This window comes from Campylobacter sp. (assembly GCF_020024835.1).
Lineage (GTDB): Bacteria > Campylobacterota > Campylobacteria > Campylobacterales > Campylobacteraceae > Campylobacter_D.
This window is the reverse complement of the sequence record NZ_JAHHTD010000003.1, coordinates 55,796-75,972: the sequence shown is the minus strand read 5'-3', so window position 1 is coordinate 75,972 and position 20,177 is coordinate 55,796. Positions and strand designations below refer to the sequence as shown.

The 20,177-nt window shown below is 28.8% G+C and carries 21 protein-coding genes; 7 read left to right on the top strand and 14 right to left on the bottom strand.

From position 1 onward, the window contains the following. The 4 genes from QZ429_RS01275 to moaC all read right to left on the bottom strand — a co-directional run. The coding region (locus QZ429_RS01275; protein WP_291949846.1) for a cache domain-containing protein at positions 1–1,062 on the bottom strand (1,062 nt) is incomplete at its 3' end. 99 nt (positions 1,063–1,161) lie between these two features. Further along, on the bottom strand, positions 1,162–2,292 hold the full coding sequence (locus QZ429_RS01270) for a hypothetical protein (RefSeq protein WP_291949843.1): 1,131 nt from the start codon (positions 2,290–2,292) through the stop codon (positions 1,162–1,164). Between the two features lie 9 nt (positions 2,293–2,301). Beyond that, entirely contained in the window at positions 2,302–2,565 is a 264-nt protein-coding gene (locus tag QZ429_RS01265; protein WP_291949840.1) for a DUF493 family protein, read from the bottom strand. Continuing rightward, a complete protein-coding gene (gene moaC / locus QZ429_RS01260) occupies positions 2,543–3,016 on the bottom strand; it encodes a cyclic pyranopterin monophosphate synthase MoaC (protein ID WP_291949838.1) in 474 nt (157 codons plus the stop codon). Before moaC ends, QZ429_RS01265 begins: the two co-directional genes overlap by 23 nt. A 71-nt stretch (positions 3,017–3,087) precedes the next feature. On the opposite strand from moaC, the gene QZ429_RS01255 reads away from it, so the two are divergent. Next, the gene (locus QZ429_RS01255; RefSeq protein ID WP_291949835.1) at positions 3,088–3,246 is read left to right on the top strand and encodes a highly acidic protein; all 159 of its coding nucleotides are present in this window, start codon (positions 3,088–3,090) and stop codon (positions 3,244–3,246) included. A 15-nt stretch (positions 3,247–3,261) separates the two neighbouring features. Here the strand turns inward: QZ429_RS01255 and QZ429_RS01250 are convergent, their stop codons facing one another. The 5 genes from QZ429_RS01250 to recA all read right to left on the bottom strand — a co-directional run bounded on the left by QZ429_RS01250 (position 3,262) and on the right by recA (position 7,134). After that, positions 3,262–3,738 carry a cysteine permease gene (locus QZ429_RS01250; protein ID WP_291949831.1) on the bottom strand — a complete coding sequence of 159 codons (477 nt, stop codon included), beginning with the start codon at positions 3,736–3,738 and terminating at the stop codon, positions 3,262–3,264. A gap of 175 nt (positions 3,739–3,913) precedes the next feature. Next, positions 3,914–4,594 (bottom strand): AMIN domain-containing protein, encoded by a 681-nt coding sequence (locus tag QZ429_RS01245; RefSeq protein ID WP_291949829.1) that lies wholly within the window; start codon positions 4,592–4,594, stop codon positions 3,914–3,916. Further along, on the bottom strand, positions 4,581–4,754 hold the full coding sequence (locus QZ429_RS01240; protein WP_366559215.1) for a hypothetical protein: 174 nt from the start codon (positions 4,752–4,754) through the stop codon (positions 4,581–4,583). The genes QZ429_RS01245 and QZ429_RS01240 overlap by 14 nt, the downstream gene beginning before the upstream one ends. Positions 4,755–4,855: 101 nt before the next feature. Then, complete coding sequence (gene eno, locus QZ429_RS01235) at positions 4,856–6,100, bottom strand: phosphopyruvate hydratase (RefSeq protein ID WP_291949824.1); 1,245 nt, start codon at positions 6,098–6,100, stop codon at positions 4,856–4,858. Then, the gene (recA, locus tag QZ429_RS01230) at positions 6,100–7,134 is read right to left on the bottom strand and encodes a recombinase RecA (RefSeq protein WP_291949821.1); all 1,035 of its coding nucleotides are present in this window, start codon (positions 7,132–7,134) and stop codon (positions 6,100–6,102) included. Before recA ends, eno begins: the two co-directional genes overlap by 1 nt. 110 nt (positions 7,135–7,244) lie before the next feature. Between recA and QZ429_RS01225 the strand changes: the two genes are divergently transcribed. From QZ429_RS01225 to QZ429_RS01215, 3 genes are read left to right on the top strand one after another with little or no spacing between them, the layout of a single operon-like run. Then, positions 7,245–8,105: an MqnA/MqnD/SBP family protein gene (locus tag QZ429_RS01225; RefSeq protein ID WP_291949818.1), complete on the top strand. Its 861-nt coding sequence runs from the start codon at positions 7,245–7,247 to the stop codon at positions 8,103–8,105. Between the two features lie 37 nt (positions 8,106–8,142). Further along, the gene (gene fliQ / locus QZ429_RS01220; protein ID WP_147500647.1) at positions 8,143–8,412 is read left to right on the top strand and encodes a flagellar biosynthesis protein FliQ; all 270 of its coding nucleotides are present in this window, start codon (positions 8,143–8,145) and stop codon (positions 8,410–8,412) included. Further along, positions 8,409–9,185, top strand: a complete 777-nt coding sequence (locus tag QZ429_RS01215; protein ID WP_291949815.1) for a UDP-N-acetylmuramate dehydrogenase — start codon at positions 8,409–8,411, stop codon at positions 9,183–9,185. Before fliQ ends, QZ429_RS01215 begins: the two co-directional genes overlap by 4 nt. Here the strand turns inward: QZ429_RS01215 and QZ429_RS01210 are convergent. Genes QZ429_RS01210 through topA form a run of 5 tightly spaced genes read right to left on the bottom strand, consistent with a single transcriptional unit; the run spans position 9,178 to position 14,687 of the window. Further along, positions 9,178–9,825 carry a hypothetical protein gene (locus QZ429_RS01210; RefSeq protein WP_291949811.1) on the bottom strand — a complete coding sequence of 216 codons (648 nt, stop codon included), beginning with the start codon at positions 9,823–9,825 and terminating at the stop codon, positions 9,178–9,180. The two genes, QZ429_RS01215 and QZ429_RS01210, sit on opposite strands and share 8 nt — an antisense overlap. Continuing rightward, entirely contained in the window at positions 9,822–10,583 is a 762-nt protein-coding gene (locus tag QZ429_RS01205) for an inositol monophosphatase family protein (RefSeq protein ID WP_291949809.1), read from the bottom strand. Before QZ429_RS01205 ends, QZ429_RS01210 begins: the two co-directional genes overlap by 4 nt. 21 nt (positions 10,584–10,604) lie before the next feature. Continuing rightward, entirely contained in the window at positions 10,605–11,792 is a 1,188-nt protein-coding gene (locus QZ429_RS01200) for a cation:proton antiporter (RefSeq protein WP_291949807.1), read from the bottom strand. After that, positions 11,773–12,609 carry a biotin synthase gene (locus tag QZ429_RS01195; RefSeq protein WP_291949804.1) on the bottom strand — a complete coding sequence of 279 codons (837 nt, stop codon included), beginning with the start codon at positions 12,607–12,609 and terminating at the stop codon, positions 11,773–11,775. Before QZ429_RS01195 ends, QZ429_RS01200 begins: the two co-directional genes overlap by 20 nt. After that, positions 12,609–14,687, bottom strand: coding sequence for a type I DNA topoisomerase (gene topA / locus QZ429_RS01190; RefSeq protein ID WP_291949801.1), 2,079 nt, complete (start codon positions 14,685–14,687; stop codon positions 12,609–12,611). The genes QZ429_RS01195 and topA overlap by 1 nt, the downstream gene beginning before the upstream one ends. 128 nt (positions 14,688–14,815) lie before the next feature. On the opposite strand from topA, the gene QZ429_RS01185 reads away from it, so the two are divergent. The 3 genes from QZ429_RS01185 (at position 14,816) to QZ429_RS01175 (ending at position 20,152) form a co-directional block, all read left to right on the top strand. Then, complete coding sequence (locus tag QZ429_RS01185; protein ID WP_291949799.1) at positions 14,816–16,543, top strand: 6-hydroxymethylpterin diphosphokinase MptE-like protein; 1,728 nt, start codon at positions 14,816–14,818, stop codon at positions 16,541–16,543. A 75-nt stretch (positions 16,544–16,618) separates the two neighbouring features. Beyond that, positions 16,619–18,325 (top strand): flagellin A, encoded by a 1,707-nt coding sequence (locus tag QZ429_RS01180; RefSeq protein WP_291949796.1) that lies wholly within the window; start codon positions 16,619–16,621, stop codon positions 18,323–18,325. Positions 18,326–18,445: 120 nt separating this feature from the next. After that, positions 18,446–20,152, top strand: a complete 1,707-nt coding sequence (locus QZ429_RS01175; RefSeq protein ID WP_291949793.1) for a flagellin A — start codon at positions 18,446–18,448, stop codon at positions 20,150–20,152. Positions 20,153–20,177: the final 25 nt, after the last annotated feature.

Genomic DNA, 20,177 nt, shown 5'->3' with positions numbered 1-20,177 from the left:
TTTTGTTTTATGATTGATAAAATCAAAGAATGAATTTAAGCCTGTTTGGATTTTTTGGATTGGGGAAAACATTCTTACTAAAATCATATAAGCTATGAAGCACGATATGATAGAAATAACGATAGAAATGAAAATTTGAGTATATGCACTTTGATTTATCGCTTTTTCTAAACTCTCTTGTTCTTGCACAGCACAAGCTATGTAATTTATTTTAGCTTTAGAATTGTTTATGCGAGTGCATATTCCAAATTTCTTAGTTTGATCTGCACGAAGATATTCAAAAGTTTTATAATCTCCAACATCTTTGTAATGTTGCATAATCTTAGATATGCTTGGGTATTGTTTTAAAATTATGCTTTTATCGCTAGATGCAAAAGGAATTGAGCTTGTTGTGTCAAATACAAAAACTTTTCCTGGTAATTTTTCAAAATTTTGCTGAAGTGGAGTTAATAATAAATCTATCCCCAAAACTGCGACCAATCTACCTTCTTTTATAATAGGAACAGAATAAGTAAAAGAAGGGAGTCTTGTTACAGAATCTTCATACACATCACTGACAAAAATTCCATTATTTGCGATAGCTCCTTTATACCAAGCCCTTGAAGTTGAATCATATTCAGGATTATCATAAGATGAAATCCCGCCACCTCTTTTTCTAAAATTTTTATTTTGTTTATCTGAATCTGCATCACTTACTAACATTGTGCCATCTGGAAAACCAAGATACACGGCTAAAGTGTTTGAGCTTTCTTTAATGATCTGCAAATCTTTAGCAAAATATTGTTCTAAAGAATTAAAATCCTTAGTTTGATATAATGGCATAGATTCTATACGTTTTTTAATAGCTAATAAGACATCTATATAATTATCTACATAGCCATTAACTTGAGTTGCTGTTGTCAGCAAATACGCTTCGTTTGCTGTTTTGCTATTTGAAATAATATTTTCTTTACTAGATAAAAAGGCAAGTAAAGTGATGACAAACATAGCTAATACAATATTTAAAGTAAATACAAACAAAAGTTTCTTTTTAATACTATAAAAACCAGTTAAAAATATCATTGTATTTGAATACCCCCCCCCATTTTTGCACTCATAGGCTTCTCCTTTTTTAAAAGTAATATTTTTATGGAGTATATCATAAAATATAATGAAATGTTTTTATAAATTTTTATTTTTGATAATTTTTTTAGCTTTTTGCCACAATCTTTTGCCTAATTCTTTTGCATTATGTTTATCTAAATTTTTATATTTTTCACTAGCTATTTTTTCAAGTCCATTTAATTCTTTTGCTAGTATATTTAGCTTACTTTGAGCAAATTTATTAAAATCATCGATTTTTGGATTTTGCTTTAATTCGTTTATTTTTGTTAAAATTTGTTCCCTATTTTCTTGTATTAATCGTTTAAATTTTGTAAATAAAGTATCAAATTTATTATCAAGTAATTCTTTTAATATATCTTTTACTGGATTATTTACAGAAAAACTAATATTTTTTAGCATTTGTATAAATTCGTATTCGATATCAGCAAGTTCTTTTTCTTTTTGTTTTAAATCTTGTTCTAAAGAACAATACGCAAGGTTAGATTTAAATTTATCAACTGCTAAAGAAATTCCTTCTTGTGTGCCATATATCACACCTACACATAAATCATAAGCAAAAACTTTAGATTCATTAGCTAAATCAAAAGCAGAATTTAAGACAACTTTAGAAATATCCAAAATTCTTTTAGTTTCAAAATCTCCCTCACAAATAGCATTAAAGATTAAATTTTTTGCTATTTCACAGCTTGTAAGCTCTACATCTTCTCCTTTTTCTAAAGTTGTGATAAAAGCATTTTCTGCTGTTTCTTGCAAAAGCCCTAAAAATTCTACATCATAAAGCATTGCGTCATTGATACTAATATGAAAATGTTTTAAATTTAATGTATCTAAAGTGCGTTCTAAATCAATAAAATTTTCACAAATTTTATTTTTTATGATATCTTTTTGGTCTTTTATTTTGCTTTTTAAGTTGCTAAGCTCATTGAGGTAATTGAAAAATATTTTTTTTTCATCTTCAATTCTAGCTTGAGTGATTGCTTGTATAATTTTTGCTATATTTTCTTCATTAGCAAGTTGTAATTTTTCTAAAATATTAATGAAATTTGTTAGTAATATTTCATTGCTTATATGTTCGCTTGATATTTTTTTGTAACTTAAATTAAAGGTTAATTCGCTAATTAGATTAGGAATTTGCTCTTTTTCAGCGGCTAAAATTGAATTTTCAAAAATCAATGATAAATTTTTCATATTTAATCCTTAAAGTATAAATTTGGTTTGATTTTTTAATTGGTTAAAAATATTTAAACGATCAGCCTTGCTATCAACATAAACACTTAAAAGATAGCTTTTATATTTACCTTCTTTGCTAGTATTTGAGAGTTTGTATTTAAATTCTCTTTCGTTAAAGATATTATTAAAGATTTCTAAAATATCAGTATCAGCTTCTACCACTACTTTATAGTCCCAAAAAGTAGGATAATTTATAATAGGTTCTTTATTAAGATCGCAAATATTTACCACTTTTCCCCCCTTCCTTGCTTTCTAAGACGATATCAGTAATTTGCATACTTTTATCAATAGCTTTTATCATATCATAAATAGTTAAAAGTCCTATGCTTACTCCTGTTAAACTTTCCATTTCAACTCCTGTTTTGCCCTCACATTTTACACTAACATAAAGCTTAAAAGAGTGTTCTTGTTGATTTTCTTCAATATGAGTTTGCACTTTTGAAATCATCAAAGGATGACACATAGGTATGAGATTTGAAGTTTGTTTAGTCCCCATAATAGCTGCTATGATTGCAGTTTGCAAAACAGGTCCTTTTTTAGCTTTATTTTCTATAATAGCTTTAAAAGCTTCTTCGCTCATATAAATTTTTCCACTAGCTACAGCCTCCCTAGAACTAATATCTTTCTCACTTACATCGACCATTTTTGGGTGATTTTTTTCATCTAAGTGTGTTAAGTGCATATTTTTCCTCGCTTTAAATTTAAAAAATTATATTAAAATATTACAAAAAATATTAAACCAAGGAAAAACAAATGGCATATGATGAAGAATTTCAAGATTATGAAGATGAAGTATATGATGATATAGAAGATGATGAGTATGTAGATAAACAAAGATCTTATAATTACGATGATGATGATTATGAGTATAATGATGAATACAATGATGATGATACTTATGAGATGGATTAATAATAAATTTTTATATTAATAATACCCTACGCACAAAGAAGGAGTGATTTGAATTCTTTTTTCTAGTGGAGTGGGGCTAAAAAAATGGCATTTTTCTATGTAAATATTGCAATTATAATCAAGCTTTAAAAAATCATAAAATGCTTTTAAATTTACAAATTTTATTCCTTGAATTTCTTTTAATTGTAAAAGTTTATAAATTTGAGAATTATTCTTTTTAACTAAATGTGATGGTGCTAAGGTAGTAAAAGAACAAAAAGCACTTGCTAAAACGTATCCATTTAAATTTGTGCATTGACTTACGATATTTTGATACTTAGCCAAGATATTTTTTTTATGCAAGAAAATAATTCTTGTGCCTTGATATTTTGCAGCTTGTGTATTTTTCCAAAATTTAAAGGCATTTTTTGAAATTTTAGCATAGTGGTAAAATTCAACATTTAAAACATAATCATCTAAAAATTGATTAGGAGGCAAAATAGTATAAGTCATTTACAATCTTTTGAATTTTATTGAAATTATACTAAAAATTAATTAGTGTTTATATTTTCTTTAAGAGGATTTTTAATATAGCTTAGCTTATTTGATGAAAAAAGAATTTTTTAAAATAAATACCATATTAAAGAGAGCAAAATATCGCCTAAAGGCTTTAAGAGTTAAAAAACTCTTAGTGAAGATTAAATATATGAAGATTTTTATTTTTTGAGTAATCATAATCATATTTACCATCTAGGTAGATTGCTAATCTATAAAAATTTTTGTGCGATCCAAATACTACTTTTTTAACATTGGCAGTATTTACTTGAAGTGTTTTTGTATTAAAATGCTGATTTTTTGCAAAATCAACGATAATTTTTGTCGGATTGCCTATAGATAAATTTCGTAACATTTTATCACGTGTATTGATATTGATTTTATTGTTATAAAAACTAAGAGAGATAAAATTATAAATATCTCCTGTAAATAAAGGGGTTTCTATATTAATAGTTGAATTATCCTCTTCATTTTTTCCTCCGGTCTTTTTCTCCTTTGTAGTAGTAACAGAAACATCAAGTATAGGAGTTGTATTAGGTGTTTTGCTTTTTACAAAAGCAAAGCTATCGTGCCAATTTATACTTTTGTTTATATCAAGAGTGATTTGTTGTTCTGAACCATCAAGATTTATATATCTTAAAGTGATATCTTTTAAAATTCTTGCATTAGAATCAAAATTAAAATCTTGTCTTTGGAAAGGACCAAAATCTGCAAATTCAAGATTTTTTCTTTCTATGTTATTATCAAAAGGATTTTCTTTAGCATTTAAAAGTATCCCTAGTAATAAAAATATTAAATATCTAATTTTCAACATTTACTCCTTTGAGTCTTAAAAGCTGCAAATATTCTTTTTGTGCTTGAGCGTTTTTTGCTTTTAAAATATCAATATTATTTTCTAATTGTTTTTTCTCTTGTTTTAAGCTTAATAAAACATCTAGTGATGATTTTCCAAAAAACATATTACCAAAATACATAGCAACAATAACCGCTAATAAAGACAATGCAATAGTCTTAATAAGATTTTGATAAGCTTCCTTTTTCTTAGAATGCTCATCATATTCTTTTAATAAATCACTCAGAGTCTTTCTCCTAAATATTCATCATTATCTAATTCAATCTCTAATAAGCGATTGTATTTTGCAGTTCTCTCACCTCTAGCTAAGGCTCCAGTTTTGATTTGTCCAGTATTTAATGCTACAGCAAAATCAGCTATAAAAGTATCTTCACTTTCACCACTTCTATGACTCATAATACATTTATAATTATTTCTATGTGCTAATCTTACTGCTTTCATAGTTTGAGTAATAGTGCCAATTTGATTAGGCTTAATTAATATAGCATTTGCCATATTTTTTATTATACCTTCTCTTAAAATATCTTCATTTGTTACAAATAAATCATCGCCTACAAGTTGAATTTTATTTCCAAGTTTTTGAGTGAGTTTAATCCAGCCCTCATAATCATCTTCAGCTAAACCATCTTCTATGCTAAATATAGGATATTTTGCACAAAGTTCCTCATAACGAGCAATAAGATCTTCGCTTGAAAAATTTTTTCCTTCTAAATGATACTTACCATCTTTGTAAAATTCACTACTTGCTACATCTAAGGCAAGCTTAATTTTATTTTCATAGCCAGCTTTTTTAATGCAAGTCATTAAAAGATCTAATGGCTCTGTGTTGTTTGCTAAATTAGGTGCAAAACCACCTTCATCGCCTAAGGCAGTAGAGTGCCCTAAATTTGCTAATTCTTTTTTTAACACAGCATAAATTTCACACACTGATCTTAAGCTTTCTTTAAAAGTTGAAAAGCCAAAAGGCATAATCATAAATTCTTGAAAATCAACGCTATTGTTTGCGTGAGCACCACCATTAATGATATTACACATTGGAATAGGCAACACACTTGCATTTGCCCCACCTAAATATCGGTATAACGGAATACCCAATGCATTAGCAGCCGCACGAGCAGTTGCCATAGAAATTCCTAAAGTTGCATTTGCTCCTAAATTCGAATAATTTTTTGTTCCATCAATTTCAAGTAAAGTATTATCAAGTTGAGTTTGATTAAAAGCATCTAATCCTATAATATTTTCAGCAATAACACCATTGATATTTTCTATAGCTTTTAAAACTCCTTTACCTCCAAATCTTTCATCATTATCTCTAAGCTCTAAAGCTTCTTTTTTGCCAGTGCTTGCTCCACTTGGAACTATAGCACTTCCACTACTTCCATCACTTAGCATTATTTCAGCTTTTATAGTTGGATTTCCCCTGCTATCTAAAACTTCAAAAGCTCTTAAATCTTCTATAATTAGCATTATTCTCCCTCTTCTTCATCTTCTTTAGCACTTAAAACGACATTATCAATACCGATAGAATTTTGTATAGCCTGCGTGATTTCATCTGCTATAGCTACATTTTCTTTTAAAAATGCCTTTGCGTTTTCTCTTCCTTGTCCTAGTTTAGTTGCTTTATAAGAAAACCACGCACCGCTTTTATCGATAATATCAAGCTTAACACCATAATCTACCAACTCTCCTTCACGACTTACGCCTTCACCAAACATTACATCAAATTCAGCTTGTTTAAAAGGAGGTGCTACTTTATTTTTAGCAACCTTTACTTTTACTCTATTTCCAATAGGTTCATCATTTTGTTTTAATGTAGCAGTTTTTCTTACATCTAAACGCACAGAAGAATAAAATTTAAGTGCATTTCCACCTGTTGTAGTTTCAGGGGTGCCATAGCCCATCATACCTATTTTCATACGAATTTGATTTATAAAAATAACGGTGGTATTCATTTTATGAACTATACCGGTTAATTTTCTAAGTGCTTGAGACATTAATCTTGCTTGAAGCCCTACGTGTTGATCTCCCATATCTCCTTCAATTTCAGCTTTTGGTGTGAGTGCTGCAACACTATCTACTACAATTAAATCAATTGCTCCACTTCTTGCTATAGTTTCTACAATCTCTAAGGCTTGCTCACCAAAATCAGGTTGAGAAATATAAAGATTTTCAGTATCTACACCTAAATTTTTTGCATATTTTACATCTAATGCGTGCTCAGCATCTATAAATGCACATACACCACCTTTTTTTTGACATTCAGCGATGATATGTAAAGTAAGAGTAGTTTTTCCCGAGCTTTCAGGTCCATAAATTTCTATAATTCTACCTTGAGGAATTCCACCTATACCTAGAGCTAAGTCAAGTCCAACCGATCCAGTGGAAATAAAATCAATTTTTTCTACTTCTTTATCGCCAAGCCTTAAAATAGTTCCTTTTCCAAATGTTTTATCAAGACTCTTTAAAGCCGCATCTAAAGACTTTTTTTTGTTATCGTCCATAATAATTTTCCTTATTAGATTGTGTTGAAAATTGTATCAAAAAGAAATTTAATATAAGTTTTAGTATCGAATTTTGATAAAATACTTTTATTAAAATTTTAGGAAAAAATATGAAAAAAATTAGTGTCGCACACTCTCCAGATGCTGATGATATTTTTATGTATATGGCTATTAAATTTGGCTGGGTTGGTAATAATTATAAATATACAAACATAGCCTTAGATATACAAACATTAAATGAAATGGCTTTGCAAAATGAATTTGATGTGAGTGCAATTTCTTTTGCCTTGTATCCTTTAATAGCAAGTGAGTATGCTTTATTAAAAACTGCAGTAAGTTTTGGTGAGGGTTATGGCCCAAAGCTTATTAAGAAAAAAGATAAAAAGTTAAAAACAAATTTTAAAGTAGCTTTAAGCGGAATGCATACTAGCAATGCTTTAATCTTTCGTATAAAATATCCTCAAGCAAGAATTGTTTATAAGAATTTTTTAGAAATTGAAAAAGCTGTTTTAGAAGATGAAGTTGATGCTGGAGTGTTAATCCACGAGAGTATTTTGGATTTTGATAATTCTTTATGCGTAGAAGCTGAAATTTGGGATATATGGCAAGATTTAATAAAAGATAATTTGCCTTTGCCACTTGGTGGTATGGCTTTAAGAAGATCATTGCCATTAAATGATGCTATTAATATAGAAAAAGATTTAATTAAAGCCGTGCAATTAGCCGATCATAATAAAAAAATTTTAGCACCTATGTTAATGGAAAGGAATTTAATCCGCGTAGATAAGCAAAAATTAGAAATTTATTTGAATTTATATGCAAATAAAAATTCAATTAAAATGAACGACGAACAATACAATGCCATTGATAAGCTTTTTGAGCTAGGTTATCAATATAATTTTTATGAAAATTTAATTAAAAGCAGGTTTTATCTCATACCAGATGAATATGAAAAATTTAGAAATTCTTAAAAATTTTTGATAGAATTTGACCTTTTATAAAGGAGAAATAATGGAAAGTGCTTTAGTATCCTTAGGTGTGCAAACTTTTAAAATAACTCTTATGCTGTCTTTGCCAATGCTTTTAGCTGGGCTTATTGCTGGTTTGATTATAAGTATTTTTCAAGCTGTAACGCAAATTAATGAAGCGACACTTTCTTTTGTTCCAAAAATTTTACTTGTTGTAGTTGTAATAGTTTTTTTAATGCCGTGGATGATAAGCTCTATGATGGATTTTACTATTAATATGATAAATCATATTCCAAATTTTATACGATGATTATTGATTTTTCTAAATATAGCTCTATACATATAGGAGAAAAATTTAAAGTTCAAGTTTTAGAGGAACTTTGTGATTTTGATGGGATATTAATAGGCGGGGCTAATAATCTTTTAGTTTCTCCAAAATCTAAAAAACTTGGGATATTAGGAAAAAAATTTGATTATATAAAAATTTTAGATAAAAACAAAAATGGATTTTTTTTAGAAATAGGTTGTGCTAGCAAATCTTCAAATATTTATAATTTTGCTAAAAAAAATAATCTTAAAGGTTTTGAATTTTTAAGAAATATTCCAGGAACTTTAGGCGGAATTTTAAAAATGAATGCTGGCTTAAAAGATGAAAATATCAGTAATTATTTAGTTAGCATAAAGATTTTTAAAAAAGAAATTTTAAAAAAAGATATAGCTTTTGCTTATAGATTTAATCCCCTTAAAGTGCCAATGTTTAGTGCAGTTTTTTTTGTAGAATTTGGTTTTGATTTTCAAAAAGATGAGTTTTTAAAAAATACTAGAAAAAATCAGCCTAAAGGTGCTAGCTTTGGTTCTATTTTTAAAAATCCTACAAATGATTATGCTGGAAGACTTATAGAGGCAGTAGGTTTGAAAGGTTTTAGTAAAAATGACGCTATGTTTAGCAATGAGCACGCAAATTTTTTGATTAATAAAAAACACGCAAATTTTGAAGATGCTATGTATTTAATAAATTTAGCAAAGAAAAAAGTTTTTGATGAATTTGGTATTTTTCTAGAAGAAGAAGTAGTGATTATATAATCTCTTTTATATCTGTAAAAATTGCATTTGCGATATTTGTTATAAGTTCTTCATAAGATTTTTCTTTGTTGCTGGTATTAAAATTACTTTGAATCTTTAATAATCTATGGTCTTTTAATTTATTTGTTTTTGCATTATAAATTTTGTATTCTATATTGATTAAGGTATCAAAGTTTGAAAAAAATAAAAAATTCTTTTGAACTGCTTGGATATTTTTTAAATCAAGCAAAATAATAAAATTTGGTTTTTTAAAAGTATTAAATTCTAAAAAATCACTTGCACCAATAAAAGCCTTTTGTGGATTAATAATACTTTGGGAATTAATATATTTTTGATTTTCTTTTTGATCAATTAGAGCAAGATCTTTATTTTGATTGATAATATAATTTAATTTTAAAAGAGTATCTTTAGCCATTTTATAAGCGTTAATTTTAAAATTTGAAAAATAAAAATTGTATTCTTTTTCATAACTTGGAATTAGTGCTAAAATAATGATATTTGAAAGTTTTTCATAGTCGATATTTTGATTTAAATTAATGATATTAAAATCATCTTGAGTATTTAATTTTATAATTTTTTTGTTTTCAAAAGAATTTGCAAACATTCCAATAAAACACAAAAATATTAAAAAAAATCTCACTGAAAATCTTTGAGTATATATTCTTTTTTAGCAAAAGCGATAAAGCTTGGTAAAGCAAGGTCTTTAGTATTATAATCAAGTAGATTTTTATTAAAATCTTGCATAATTCCGCCATTTTGTATAATCAAAAAATCACCTGCTGCTATATCCCAAGCTTTAGGACCCCCAAAACGAGGATAAATTCCAGCTTTAGCTTCGAGTAAATAGACAAATTTTAAAGCAGAGGATACTTTTATCCCCTCTAGTTTGTTTTCTATAAAAAAATCTTCATTATTGTCGTGATTTTTAGAGTATAAAGCTATATTTTGCACTTTTTTATAAGCTTCATCATCAAGATTTATAAGCTTTTCATTTTTATATACTTTTGTATGAGTATGTGCGTAATAATAAGCGTCATTTTCAACATCAACTATAAGAGATAATACAGGCCTATTTTTATGAATCAAAGCAATTAATACGCAATATTCTTTGTCGTTTTTAGCATAAGATTTAGTCCCATCTAATGGATCAATTAGCCAAAAATATTCTAATTTAGATCGTGCTTCATAAGATAGTATATTTTCTTCTGAACAAATAGCGATATCGCTTGAGGATAAAATTTCACTTATAATTTCATTTGATTTTATATCAGCTAATCCAACTGGAGAATTATCATCTTTAATCCATAGAGTATTTTTATTTTTATACTCCAACAAAACTTTTCCTGCCTGCTTGCCTGCTTTTAAGGCTAATTCTAAAAGTGTATCTAAATTTTTCATAGTGTGAAGTATAGCATAATCTTAGCAAGATTTATTTTTATTAAAATTGTTTATAATTTTTATTAAACTTATGGCTAAGATGGCTTCAAGCAAAGCTGTAAGAACTAAGCCTGAATAAATTTCTTCAGATATAATTTTAGCTCCAAATGAAAGAGTAGCTATAGCTATGAGTAAAGTCAATGGCATAGAATGACTAAGACCAAATAAAAAGGTATTTTTTAAACCTAAATTTTTTATAAAAACTAAAGCAGATAGAATTCTTAAAATTATCATAAAAAGAGTGAGTGAAAAAGCTATAAATAAAACTTCAGAATTTAAAAGTTTTTCTAATTTAAAGCTTGAGCCTATGTGAATAAAAAATATAGGGATTAAAAAACCATAGCCAAAGCTTGAAAGTTTGTGCTCTAAATCTTTTTTATGATCAAAAAATGTTACTATAAAAGACCCTGCTATAAAAGCTCCAAGAGCAACTTCAAGTTTAAAATAAATCATAATAGCTACTATAGCTATAAATATTGCCATACAAAATCTTATATCTTTTTCATTTTGATCTTGCCAAGGCATTAATATAGTTTTAAGTTGAGGATACCACCAAAAAAGGACTTCTAAAATTTTAAATCCAAAAATACAAAGAGCTAAAAATCCTATCAAATATAATAAATTTTGAGTTAAAGAAAAAATATCTGTTCCTTGTCCTAAAAAGGCTGCTGTGATAGTGAGTAAAACTATGCTTACAACTTCTGCAAGGGTTGCAACAACCATAGAGATATTTAACCAATCGCAATTTTTACCAAAATCTCTATAAAGAATAGAAAGCAATCCCACACTCATAACAGGTATAATAATAATAAAAATATAAGAAAGATTTATACTTTTTACAACTATAATGCTAAATAAATACAAACAAGCTATGTAAATTAATGCTTTGTGTAATAAACTTTTTTCTGTTTTTAAAAAAGTTTTTAGATTAATCTCCATACCTGCTATAAACATAAGATAATAAAATCCAGCATTAGCTAAAAGTTTAAATTTTTCACTTTCTCCTATAAAGCCTAAAAATCCTATCAAAGAACCAAGTATGATTTCAGTTGCTGAAAGCGGTAGTTTTAAAAATTTAGCTATATAAGGAGAGGTTAAAAGACAAGTTGCTACAACAAATAAAATTTTTAGATCTATTACTGCTTGAGTATCAATGACATTGTGTAGCAAAACTAAATCCCATTTGTTTTAATTTTTGTATATCTTTACTAGGTTCTTCGCCTTTAGTTGTAAGATAATCCCCCACCACGATGGCTCTAGCACCAGCTTCAAAAATCTCATATTGTCTTTCTTTAAGCACCACTTCTCTACCTCCTGCTACCATAATAACACTTTGAGGTAAGGCTTTGACGCTATCTTTGATAATCTGTAAAGCTTCTTTTGTATCTAGTAATTCTTGCTTTAAATTCAAATTTTCATTAGGGATAAAAAAATTAATAGGGCTAGAAAAAGGTTGAAGCTCTTGTAAGCTTTTTCTAAGACTAATTCTATCATCTTGACTTTCTCCTAGTCCATAAATTCCACCACAACAAAGCATTAGCCCTGCTTCTTTAGCATAAAGATTTGTTTGAAATCTTTCTTCCCAAGTATGAGTGGAGCAAATTTGTGGAAAAAATTCCTTTGAACTTTCAAGATTGTGATTATAAGAAAAAATTCCAGCTTTTTTAAGTTCTTTTAATTGTTCTAAATTTGCCTTGCCGTTGCAAGCTATAAGTAGCAAATTTGGCTCTTCTTTTTTTATAGCATAGGCACTTTTGCAAACATATTCTAATTTTTCATCATCAAGTCCAAGTCCAGCTGTAACCAAACAAAAGCCCAAGGCTTCGTTTTTCTTAGCCAGCTTGGCTTCTTTTACAATTTGTTCGATATCTTTTTTTTTGTATTTTGGGATATTAGTTTTTACATAAGCACTTTGAGTGCAATACTTACAATCTTCACCACACCCGCCACTTGCTATATTAGATATAGCACAAAGCATTATTTGCATTAAATTTCCTTTTTAATTTTACATTTTAAACACTCTAAAAATGTCCCTTTTTTTAATTCTTTAATAACCATAAACTCACCGCATTCTTCACATTTTTCTTCACTTGGCTTATATTTGCTGATAAAATTACACTTTGGATAAGTGCTACATCCATAAAATTTCCCTCGTTTTGAAAAGCGTTCAACTACTTCACCTTCTTGACACAAAGGACATTTTAATCCTATGGATTTTAATGAAGATTTTTCTTGTTCTTTATTTTCTTGTTTTAAATTCCTTGAATACTTACATTTTGGAAAATTTAAACAAGCGATGAATTCTCCATATCTACCTTTGCGTATAGCAAGCTCACCACCACACTCAGGACACTGCTCATCAAGTTTAGTAAAGGTTTTTTGACTTTTGATATTTTTCTTACCTGCATCTATTTTACGCATAAAAGGAAAGTAAAAATTTTTTAAAAGTTCTTGCCAGTCCATTTTTCCTTCTGCGATAGCATCAAGGGATTCTTCCATTTTTGAAGTAAAATCACTATCTACTATATCACTAAAATTTTGTTCTAAAATTTCTGTAACATTAAAAGCAATTTCGTTGGGGATTAATTGTTTTTTTTCAATTCTAACATAAGATCTTGTGCTTAAAAGAGATATAGTTGGCGCATAAGTTGATGGGCGTCCTATACCTAAATTTTCAAGCTTTTTTACAAGCCCTGCTTCAGAATACCTTGAAGGAGGTTCGCTAAGATGTGAATTTAATTCTATATTTTGTATATTTAAAATATCGTTTAAATTTAAGATAGGTAAGATTTTATCTTTATCCATATCGCCATAAGCTTTATAATGTCCATCAAATAAAATTTTTCTACCACTAATTTTAAATACTGCTTCATTTGAAGCTACAAAAACATTTTGTATCTGCGATATAGCCACTTGCATTTGACTAGCTAAAAAACGATTATAGATTAATGTATAAAGCCTTGCTTCATCTTTATCTAAAAATTCACTTGCAAGTTTAGGTGTAAAGCTTAAATTTGTAGGTCTTATCGCTTCGTGAGCTTCTTGAGCTCCTTTGCTTTTAGTAGTGTAAATATTAGCTGTGCTAGGTAAGTATTCTTTTGAAAATTCATCTTTTATAAGCTTTCTAACTTGCTCTAAAGCTTCTTTAGCTATATTTAAGCTATCTGTTCTCATATAAGTAATAACACCCATAACTCCTTGGTGCGTTTTAACACCTTCATAAAGTTTTTGAGCAATTATCATAGTTTTTTTAGGATTAAATCCTAAGCGATTACTAGCACTTTGTTGCAAAGTAGAAGTCATAAAAGGAGGAGGAGGAGTTATTTTTCTATCTTTGCTTTCTATATTTTTTACTTTAAAATTAGCATTCTGGCAAGCATTAAAAATCAATTTTGCCCTATCTTCATTAGTGATAGTAAATTTTTCTATTTTTTGACCTTGAAATTCAACCAATTGTGCGTCTAAATTTTCTTGAAAAATCATATCAATACTAAAGTATTTTAAAGGCACGAAAGCATTGATTTCTCTTTCTTTATCTACGATTATTTTTAAAGCCGCACTTTGCACTCGACCAGCACTAAGTCCTTTTTGAATTTTTTGATTTAGCAAAGGGCTTAATTTATATCCGACAATACGATCAAGCAAGCGTCTTGCTTGTTGAGCATTTACACTATTTACATCTAAATACCTTGGATTTTTTAAAGCGTGCTCTATGGCACTTTTTGTGATTTCGTGAAAAACGATTCTAGGTAAAGTTTTTTCGTCTTTATTAATCGCTTTTGCTATATGAAAAGCTATAGCCTCACCTTCTCTATCCTCATCAGTTGCAAGATAAACTTGCTTAGCTGTTTTTGCTTTTTGTTTTAATTCTTTGACTAAATTAGAATGATCACTAGAAATTCGGTATTCTGGTTTAAATTCTTCATCTTCTATTTTTATACCAAAACTAGTTTTTGGTAAATCTCTTATATGTCCTTTAGAAGCTATAACTTCATAGTTTTTGCCTAAAAAATTTCCTATAGTTTTAGCTTTTGCGGGCGATTCTACAATGATTAAATTTTTCATTAATTACCTTAAAAATAAGTTTATAAAAGTGTATAAAAAAAAATTAAATTTTTTGCTTATATAGATGTGTTTTAAATAAAATGTATTTTAATGTTATAATTTATAATCGACTAAAAAAGGTAGAAAAAATGATTTTACAAAAAAATCTTAATGCTTTAGAATCAACAAACAGGCCATTAAAAGAGAAAATTTTAAATTTAAAAGAAGAAAATTTTATCAATATTTTTCCAAGTCAAACTCCTTTTATACCACCAAAAGAAGCCTTAACAATGCCTAATATATTTTTTTGCGGTATAGGCGAGGGACTTTTTTTAAAAAAACTAATCAATAAACATATTTTCATATTTGATAAAGTAGAATTTTTTGCTAATGTTTTGAGCAAAATTGATCTTAGCATAGAGCTTTCTAGTGGCAAAATTTATCTTTGTGATGTAGAAGAAAAAAGATTAGAAGAACAATTGTGTTTATTATTTTCACAAGCAGATTGTTTTGAGTATCTAGGTCTTTTTAAGCTTTTTTCTTATAGTCAATTTTATGATAAAAGCACAATGGAAGATTTTGTTTATCAAAAATGTATAAGTGTTATATCTAGAGTAGTAGGCAATGTAGATGTGAGTTTTGATATGGACACTAAAATTCATAGGCAATTTTTGCTTAACTTACCTTCAGTGTTAAAAAATATCCCTTTGCAAAGATTTATTTATGAAAATAAAGGAAAAAACAAAAGTGTCATAGTAGTTTGTGCAGGACCTTCTTTAAACAAACAATTAAACCTTTTAAGACAATATCAAGATGATTTTGTAATTTTTTCTTTAGATGCTACTTATAAAACTTTATTAAAAAATGAAATTTATCCAGATTTTGTTTTTTCTATGGATATTTCTAAAGTATGTGCATTATTTTATGAGAATTTACCATTTAATCTTAAAGAGCCTATTTATGTGATTAGCTCCAATGTAGATCAAGCATTAGTGCAGATATTAAAAGATAAAAAGAAAAAAATTTTTACCTTAAAAAATGTGGATTATCAACAAGATTTTAGATTAAATGATTTTGTTTATATGGATTCAGGTGTAAATGTAGCACATTTTGCGTATAGTTTTGCTATAGCACTTGGATTTTTAAATGTTATTATGATAGGGCAGGATTTAGCTTTTAATGAAAGTGGCAATTCTCACGCAGATGTTAGTGCATTTACTTTTCATAATGTAGAAGAAGCAGAACATACAACACCAAAACTTTCAGTTTTAGCTTATGGTCAAAAGGATTTTGTGCAAAGCCATATAGGTTGGGATGAAATGAGAAAACGTTTAGAGGTTTTATTTGTATCAAATTCACAAATAAATTTTTATAATGCAACTCAAGGTGGAGCTCATATAGACTATACTATAGAAATACCTTTTGAGGAAATTTTAAGAAAACTTAAACAAGAGAAGAAAGATTATATCTTGCCAAATATATTAAGTGAAAACAAGCAAGCAAAACTCTTAAAAAAAATTTTAGATCGTATTTTAAAGGAAAATTTAGAATTATCTTATCTTTTCTTTGAAGGATCAAAACTTTTAGAAATTTTACAAAAACTAAAAAATCAAAATGAAACACAAAATTATGATGTAATCATAAAAAATATTTTTGATTTTAATACAATGATAGATAAATCATATGTTTTAAGGTATTCTATGTATATGCCTTTGTTTTATTATAGAGGTTTTTTTAATGTAAATCTTTATCAAGACTCAAATAATATAGCAAATGCTTATATTGATTTTTTAAAGATTTTTTTAGATTTTTGCGAGCGAAGTCTTAAAAACACAAATTTAGCCATTGAAAACTATAAAATTCTTTTAAAACTATAAACTTTTTTTATGTATTTTCGATATGGTTTCTAGCAATCGAATGGAAGCGATTGAAATTATTTAAAAGGATTTAAAATGGGATTTCGTATAAATACTAACGTGGCATCTTTAAATGCTCAAACAAATGCAAATATGAATTCAAGATCATTGGATAATTCTCTAAGCAGACTTAGTTCAGGTCTTAGGATCAATTCTGCAGCAGATGATGCTTCAGGTATGGCGATAGCTGATAGCTTAAGATCACAAGCTGCAACTTTAGGTCAAGCTATTAATAATGGTAATGATGCTATAGGTATTTTACAAACTGCTGATAAAGCTATGGATGAACAACTTAAAATTTTAGACACTATCAAAGTAAAAGCTACTCAAGCTGCCCAAGATGGACAAAGTATGAAGACAAGAAATATGCTTCAAGCAGACATCAATCGTTTAATGGAAGAGCTTGATAACATAGCAAATACTACTTCTTTTAATGGTAAGCAATTATTAAGTGGTGGTTTTGTTAATCAAGAATTTCAAATAGGCTCTCAATCAAACCAATCTGTTAAAGCTAGTATAGGACCTACTCAAAGCTCTAAAATAGGGGTTACTAGATTTGAAACAGGCTCTGCAGCTCATAGTAGTGGGGTAGCTCAAGTTACTATTAAAAATTATAATGGTATAGATGATTTTAAATTCCCTCCTGTAATAATTTCTACTTCAGTAGGAACTGGACTTGGAGCTTTAGCTGAAGAGATTAATAGGGTAGCTGATGTAACTGGAGTTAGAGCAAATTTCTTAGTGCAAACTACAGGCATTGGTCCTATGAAAGCAGGAAAAACTGATGCTGCTTTTTCTATTAATGGAGTAAAAATCGGTGAGGTAGCATACCAAGATGGAGACAATAACGGAGCCTTAATTTCAGCTATAAATTCAGTTAAAGATACTACAGGAGTTGAAGCAGCTAAAGATGAAAATGGTAGATTGCTTCTTACTTCAAGAGATGGTAGAGGTATTAAAATAGACGGAAATATAGGACCTGGTTCAGGTATATTAAAAACTAATTATGAAAATTATGGTCGCTTATCTTTAATCAAAAATGATGGTAAAGATATTTTAATCTCAGGAACAAATCTTTCAGCTGTAGGTATGGGCACAACAGATATGATTTCTCAAGCTTCTATATCTTTAAGAGAATCAAAAGGACAAATTGATACTAATGTAGCCGATGCTATGGGCTTTAATGCTTATAAAGGTGGCGGTAAAATGATCATTACTTATTCATCTGTTTCTGCTTTTATGAGTGCTAATGGTATGAGTGAAGGTTCAGGATTTTCTATAGGTAGTGGCAAAGATATGTCTAAACTTTACAATTCTACAGACGCTGGTTTATATGCGACTGCATTTTCATTAGTTTTTGGAGTAAGTGCAAATGGTAATTCACAATTTATTAATTTCCAAACTAGTGCAGGTGGTATCACAGTAGCAGCTAAAGATCAACAAGCTGGAGTTACTACTTTAAAAGGTGCTATGGCTGTAATGGATATAGCTGAAACAGCTACTAGAAATTTAGACGCTATTAGAGCAGATATTGGTTCAGTGCAAAATCAAATCACTGCAACATTAAACAATATTAGCGTAACTCAAGTAAATATTAAATCAGCAGAATCAAACATTAGAGATGTGGATTTTGCAGCTGAAAGTGCAAATTTTGCTAAATTTAACATCTTAGCTCAAAGCGGATCTTATGCTATGAGTCAAGCAAATGCTGTGCAACAAAATGTAATGAGATTACTACAATAACTTCTTAAAACACCTTATTAATTAAGGTGTTTTTATTTCTTACTTATACTTTTGATCTATTTTAATCTTGGAATAAATATTGCTTATATCTTTTTAGCAATATTATTGAAAGGATTTAAAATGGGTTTTAGAATAAACACCAATATAGGTGCAATGAATGCACATGCAAATTCAACTATGACAGCAAGAGAGCTTGACAAATCTCTAAGCAGACTTAGTTCAGGTCTTAGGATCAATTCTGCAGCAGATGATGCTTCAGGTATGGCGATAGCTGATAGCTTAAGATCACAAGCTGCAACTTTAGGTCAAGCTATTAATAATGGTAATGATGCTATAGGTATTTTACAAACTGCTGATAAAGCTATGGATGAACAACTTAAAATTTTAGACACTATCAAAGTAAAAGCTACTCAAGCTGCCCAAGATGGACAAAGTATGAAGACAAGAAATATGCTTCAAGCAGACATCAATCGTTTAATGGAAGAGCTTGATAACATAGCAAATACTACTTCTTTTAATGGTAAGCAATTATTAAGTGGTGGTTTTGTTAATCAAGAATTTCAAATAGGCTCTCAATCAAACCAATCTGTTAAAGCTAGTATAGGACCTACTCAAAGCTCTAAAATAGGGGTTACTAGATTTGAAACAGGCTCTGCAGCTCATAGTAGTGGGGTAGCTCAAGTTACTATTAAAAATTATAATGGTATAGATGATTTTAAATTCCCTCCTGTAATAATTTCTACTTCAGTAGGAACTGGACTTGGAGCTTTAGCTGAAGAGATTAATAGGGTAGCTGATGTAACTGGAGTTAGAGCAAATTTCTTAGTGCAAACTACAGGCATTGGTCCTATGAAAGCAGGAAAAACTGATGCTGCTTTTTCTATTAATGGAGTAAAAATCGGTGAGGTAGCATACCAAGATGGAGACAATAACGGAGCCTTAATTTCAGCTATAAATTCAGTTAAAGATACTACAGGAGTTGAAGCAGCTAAAGATGAAAATGGTAGATTGCTTCTTACTTCAAGAGATGGTAGAGGTATTAAAATAGACGGAAATATAGGACCTGGTTCAGGTATATTAAAAACTAATTATGAAAATTATGGTCGCTTATCTTTAATCAAAAATGATGGTAAAGATATTTTAATCTCAGGAACAAATCTTTCAGCTGTAGGTATGGGCACAACAGATATGATTTCTCAAGCTTCTATATCTTTAAGAGAATCAAAAGGACAAATTGATACTAATGTAGCCGATGCTATGGGCTTTAATGCTTATAAAGGTGGCGGTAAAATGATCATTACTTATTCATCTGTTTCTGCTTTTATGAGTGCTAATGGTATGAGTGAAGGTTCAGGATTTTCTATAGGTAGTGGCAAAGATATGTCTAAACTTTACAATTCTACAGACGCTGGTTTATATGCGACTGCATTTTCATTAGTTTTTGGAGTAAGTGCAAATGGTAATTCACAATTTATTAATTTCCAAACTAGTGCAGGTGGTATCACAGTAGCAGCTAAAGATCAACAAGCTGGAGTTACTACTTTAAAAGGTGCTATGGCTGTAATGGATATAGCTGAAACAGCTACTAGAAATTTAGACGCTATTAGAGCAGATATTGGTTCAGTGCAAAATCAAATCACTGCAACATTAAACAATATTAGCGTAACTCAAGTAAATATTAAATCAGCAGAATCAAACATTAGAGATGTGGATTTTGCAGCTGAAAGTGCAAATTTTGCTAAATTTAACATCTTAGCTCAAAGCGGATCTTATGCTATGAGTCAAGCAAATGCTGTGCAACAAAATGTTTTAAAACTCTTACAATAATCTTTAAGCAAAGAGTTAAAACTCT

Coding starts and splice junctions, on each gene's coding strand:
- QZ429_RS01270 (WP_291949843.1), bottom strand. CDS start 2,292: ATGAAAAATTTATCATTGATTTTTGAAAATTCAATTTTAGCCGCTGAA.
- moaC (WP_291949838.1), bottom strand. CDS start 3,016: ATGCACTTAACACACTTAGATGAAAAAAATCACCCAAAAATGGTCGAT.
- QZ429_RS01255 (WP_291949835.1), top strand. CDS start 3,088: ATGGCATATGATGAAGAATTTCAAGATTATGAAGATGAAGTATATGAT.
- QZ429_RS01250 (WP_291949831.1), bottom strand. CDS start 3,738: ATGACTTATACTATTTTGCCTCCTAATCAATTTTTAGATGATTATGTT.
- QZ429_RS01245 (WP_291949829.1), bottom strand. CDS start 4,594: ATGTTGAAAATTAGATATTTAATATTTTTATTACTAGGGATACTTTTA.
- QZ429_RS01240 (WP_366559215.1), bottom strand. CDS start 4,754: ATGTATTTTGGTAATATGTTTTTTGGAAAATCATCACTAGATGTTTTA.
- eno (WP_291949824.1), bottom strand. CDS start 6,100: ATGCTAATTATAGAAGATTTAAGAGCTTTTGAAGTTTTAGATAGCAGG.
- recA (WP_291949821.1), bottom strand. CDS start 7,134: ATGGACGATAACAAAAAAAAGTCTTTAGATGCGGCTTTAAAGAGTCTT.
- QZ429_RS01225 (WP_291949818.1), top strand. CDS start 7,245: ATGAAAAAAATTAGTGTCGCACACTCTCCAGATGCTGATGATATTTTT.
- QZ429_RS01215 (WP_291949815.1), top strand. CDS start 8,409: ATGATTATTGATTTTTCTAAATATAGCTCTATACATATAGGAGAAAAA.
- QZ429_RS01205 (WP_291949809.1), bottom strand. CDS start 10,583: ATGAAAAATTTAGATACACTTTTAGAATTAGCCTTAAAAGCAGGCAAG.
- QZ429_RS01195 (WP_291949804.1), bottom strand. CDS start 12,609: ATGCAAATAATGCTTTGTGCTATATCTAATATAGCAAGTGGCGGGTGT.
- topA (WP_291949801.1), bottom strand. CDS start 14,687: ATGAAAAATTTAATCATTGTAGAATCGCCCGCAAAAGCTAAAACTATA.
- QZ429_RS01185 (WP_291949799.1), top strand. CDS start 14,816: ATGATTTTACAAAAAAATCTTAATGCTTTAGAATCAACAAACAGGCCA.
- QZ429_RS01180 (WP_291949796.1), top strand. CDS start 16,619: ATGGGATTTCGTATAAATACTAACGTGGCATCTTTAAATGCTCAAACA.
- QZ429_RS01175 (WP_291949793.1), top strand. CDS start 18,446: ATGGGTTTTAGAATAAACACCAATATAGGTGCAATGAATGCACATGCA.